This is a genomic window from Capnocytophaga sp. oral taxon 326 str. F0382 (genome assembly GCF_000318295.1).
Classification (GTDB): domain Bacteria; phylum Bacteroidota; class Bacteroidia; order Flavobacteriales; family Flavobacteriaceae; genus Capnocytophaga; species Capnocytophaga periodontitidis.
The window spans coordinates 1-3,792 of the sequence record NZ_KB291403.1 but is presented as its reverse complement, the minus strand read 5'-3'; the positions used below and the strand labels follow the sequence as shown (position 1 = coordinate 3,792).

Annotated in this window: 1 protein-coding gene and 1 pseudogene; both read left to right on the top strand. The window is 38.7% G+C overall.

Annotated elements, in window-relative coordinates; all coding sequences use genetic code 11:
- Nucleotides 1–153 precede the first annotated feature (153 nt).
- Nucleotides 154–1,296: pseudogene (locus HMPREF9073_RS06660) on the top strand (TlpA family protein disulfide reductase).
- A gap of 196 nt (nt 1,297–1,492) precedes the next feature.
- The gene (locus HMPREF9073_RS06655; protein WP_009413221.1) at nt 1,493–3,736 is read left to right on the top strand and encodes a nitric-oxide reductase large subunit; all 2,244 of its coding nucleotides are present in this window, start codon (nt 1,493–1,495) and stop codon (nt 3,734–3,736) included.
- Nucleotides 3,737–3,792: the final 56 nt, after the last annotated feature.

Here is a 3,792-nt window from a genome sequence, read left to right as displayed (position 1 = left end):
AAATTTTAACACATTTTGATAAACACAAGTGAAATGAGTTATTGTTTCCTATTAGAAGATTTTTGGAGTGCAAAAATAGAAATAATTACTAGAATTAAAGGGATTTCCCAAAAAATATTGTACCTTTGTCATTATTTTTTAAATCATAGTGTTATGAAAAAGATATTTGCAATCCTTGTATGCGCCTTGGTGTCGTGTACCAATTCAGAAGAAGCAATAAAGGCTTATCAGCAACAAAAAGAAGCTATAGGCTTACAATCAGCTGAGAAACAAAATGAACTTTTAGGGCAATCTCCTATGGCTTTTAAACAAAGTATGCAGGCAATAGCCCAACAATACACCCAAATACTCAAAAACTTGCCAGCAGATTTCGCAGCTAAAGAAGAGAAAGCTAACCGCTATCAACAGTTGGCTATAGTATCGGAATATTTGTTGAATCACCGCAAATATACCGAAGAAGAAGCTCCTGCTATCAAGGAGTTGGAAGCCTTGTGTGCTACTGTAGATTTAGATAATGCCGCTGATTTTAATGATTATCCTGATTATCAAATTTTAGTACGCAATCTCTTTCAGTGGCGTATTTACTCTCATAAAGTACAATATGAGTTTGATGACCCTTGGGGCAAAGTATTAGCCGATTTCAAAGCGCTTAAATCGGAAAATATCAAGCAGGAATTAGCCCCTTTACTCATAGAGGGCGTATCGCCTACTTCGGCAACTGACACTAATGAAGAAATTATTGATTTATTGCCAGAGTTACTGAAAAATAGAAAAGGAATGTCTGGAATAGAGTTTCAACACGAGCTTGACCATCATATTGACTTGCTAAACAAACTCAAAGCAGGACAGCCTTTCCCTGCTCTTCCTATTCTCACCGATTTGAACGATAAAGAGGTGAAATACGAGCATTTACCACTGAAAGGTAAATTGCTGTTCATAGATATTTGGGCTACTTATTGTCCTGATTGCCGTAAGGAGTTGCCTGCTTTAGAAGCCTTACAAGAAGATTACAAAACGCTACCTATTACCTTTGTAAGTATATCGGTAGACCGCGATAAATAAGCGTGGAAAGCAATGGTAAAGGAAAAGAAACTTCGTGGTATTCATCTATATGCCTCTCCTGAAACAAAGGAATTATTCAAAGAATTGTACGATTTGAGAAGCATCCCGCGTTATATGTTGATAGATGAAAAAGGAAATATCATCAATGCGAATCTACCAATGCCTTCTGATAAAAACTTAAAAGAATTGATAACAGAGAAGTTAATAGTTCTTACCAATCCTAAAACACAATAATTTTAGTGCAATAACTAAAAACTATTAAGAAGAAAAAAGATAAGGTTATCTGTTGTAAATCAATAGATAACCTTTTTTAATGTTTCTAAATTAGCTTAGATGTTTAAAAAAAAACTTATAAGTGTTATATTAAATACAATTATCTTTCATATCTTTGTACCCGCAAATAATAAAAAAACACTAATATATTTTATTTATGACAGCTAAGAAATTATGGATTTGGCTTGGGGCAACAGTAGCTGCCTCATTCCTCGTACTGATTTTTTTCGGTGTAGAAATATACCGTACTACGCCTCCTTTCCCCGAAAAAATTGTAACTACTGATGGGGAATTGCTCTATAACGGGCAAGACATTAAAGACGGTCAGAATGTTTGGCAGTCAATGGGAGGACAAACGGTAGGTAGTATCTGGGGACACGGTGCTTATATCGCACCCGACTGGAATGCTGATTACCTACACCGCGAATCTGAAATGCTCTTGGATATTTTTGCAGCTAAAGATGGTAAGGTCTACAAAGACCTTCCTGAAGAAGAGCAGGCTAAATACCAAGTGCAGTTGCGCAAAGAACTTCGCTCAAACACTTTTGACCAAAGTACAGGAGTGATTACTTTCTCTCCCGAACGTGCGCAAGTAGCTAAAGAGTTGGCAGCTTATTACACCAAACTCTTTATGAACGACCCATCGTTAGACAAAACGCGTAGCCATTATGCGATTCCTAAGAATGCAATCAAAGACCCTGCACGTATGCAACAAATGAATGCGTTCTTTACTTGGACTTCTTGGGTATGTAGCACTAATCGCCCTAATAGTGATGTAACCTACACCAATAACTGGCCTTACGACCCCGTGATAGGTAATCATCCGTCTACCTCACTACAAATGTGGTCAGGATTTAGTGTGCTAATGTTGCTATTTGGGGTAGGACTTTTGGTGTACTACCACGCAAGTAACAAAGAAGAAGAAGAAAACGAACACCTCCCCGCTGAAGATCCTATGCGTGGTATGAAACCTACACCTTCAATGAAAGCAACCCTTAAATACATCTGGATTGTATCATTGCTTATTTTAGTACAAATGGTGGCTGGGGTAATCACAGCGCACTATGGTGTAGAAGGTGAAGGGTTCTTTGGTATTCCTCTTGATTTGGTATTGCCACAAGCTATTTCACGTAGTTGGCACGTACAGTTGGCTATTTTCTGGATTGCAACCTCTTGGTTAGCCACAGGGCTTTACATTGCTCCTGCCGTATCAGGTCACGAGCCTAAATACCAAAAATTAGGTGTAAACATTCTCTTTATTGCCTTATTGATTGTTGTATTAGGGTCATTAGCAGGACAATGGTTCGGTGTAATGCAAAAATTAGGCTTGGTTGAAAACTTCTGGTTTGGTCACCAAGGTTATGAATATATAGAATTAGGTCGTTTCTGGCAAATCTTATTGCTTGTAGGCTTATTCTTATGGTTGTTCTTAATGGTGAGAGCTTTATTGCCTGCTTTGCGTAAAAAAGACGAAAACCGCCATTTGTTATTACTCTTTGTATTGGCTTCTATAGCTATTGCCGCTTTCTATGGTGCAGGCTTAATGTATGGTCGCCAAACTCATATGGCTATCGCCGAATACTGGCGTTGGTGGGTAGTTCACCTTTGGGTAGAAGGCTTCTTTGAAGTGTTTGCTACCGTTGTAGCTGCTTTCTTATTCTCACGTATGGGCTTGTTGCGCTTGAAAGTAGCGAGTGCTTCAGTATTGTTCTCTACTATCGTATTTTTAGCAGGAGGTATATTAGGTACTTTCCACCACTTGTATTTTAGTGCGACCCCTACAGGTGTATTAGCTTTAGGTGCTACATTCAGTGCTTTGGAAATTGTACCTTTAGTACTTATAGGTTTTGAAGCTTATCACAACTATAAAATTTCTAAATCTACTGAGTGGATTAAAGCCTATAAATGGCCTATCTATTGCTTTATCGCAATGTGTTTCTGGAACTTCTTAGGAGCAGGTATCTTTGGTTTTGCTATCAACCCACCTATCGCTTTGTACTACATACAAGGCTTGAACACTACAGCCGTACACGGTCACGCCGCCCTCTTTGGGGTATATGGTATCCTTGGTATAGGTCTCATCTTGTTTGTACTTCGCGGTCTATACCCCGATCGCCACTGGAATAACAAGATTCTTGCTTGGGCATTCTGGTTGATAAACATCGGATTACTTGTGATGTTAGTAGTGAGCTTGCTTCCTATAGGTATTATGCAAGCAGTAGAAGCTATTCAAAACGGCTATTGGTCAGCGCGTTCTGAGGAATTTATGCACACCGATTTGATGCAAACCATACGTTGGTTGCGTATACCTGGTGATACTCTCTTAGCTATAGGTGAATTGCTATTGGTATACTTCATCATCGGACTCAAAACCGGTTGGTCACTCAAAGAAAAAAGATAATGTCTTACAAAAATCCCTAAATGAAAAAAGAGCCTGTCCGAAAAGTTTTAACAGGC

Coding starts and splice junctions, on each gene's coding strand:
- HMPREF9073_RS06655 (WP_009413221.1), top strand. CDS start 1,493: ATGACAGCTAAGAAATTATGGATTTGGCTTGGGGCAACAGTAGCTGCC.